The 420-nt window shown below is 36.9% G+C and carries 1 protein-coding gene; it reads right to left on the minus strand.

Annotation, left to right across the window (positions count from 1 at the left end; genetic code table 11):
* Positions 1-394: IS200/IS605 family accessory protein TnpB-related protein (locus tag TR08_RS21590; RefSeq protein WP_370576384.1), on the minus strand; the 394-nt coding region annotated here is incomplete at its 3' end.
* Positions 395-420: the final 26 nt, after the last annotated feature.

Genomic DNA, 420 nt, shown 5'->3' on the forward strand with positions numbered 1-420 from the left:
ACTTGGAAGTGTAGCTTTCTTCCCTATCAATGACTTGAACACCTTTTCGCTCGGCTTTGTATCGAATCATTTCAATGAAAGTCGAATATGGAATTTGGATGAAGGTTTGCTTATTTGCCTTTTGCATATCAACCTCCAATTTCCAGCCAATATTCCTTCCAATGATGATGGTATCTATGTTTCTTACTAACGCAATTTCCACCACTTTAGCACTAGCTTTATGCAAAAAATCCATGACCCGGTTATTTCTTTTTCGATCCAACGATATCATTCGTTTAGTGTTAAATATCCCTTCTTTGGGACCTTTTCCATTTCGAATAATACTCATGTACTTGCCCTTTAATTTGTTATAGTATTGATTGATCGATTTTAACCTTGTGCCCTTGATAAGCAGAGGCTTTTGCCCCGTGTTATCAACAA

Origin of the sequence: Neobacillus niacini, from assembly GCF_000759675.1 — a bacterium.
GTDB classification, from domain to species: Bacteria; Bacillota; Bacilli; order Bacillales; family Cytobacillaceae; genus Neobacillus; species Neobacillus niacini_A.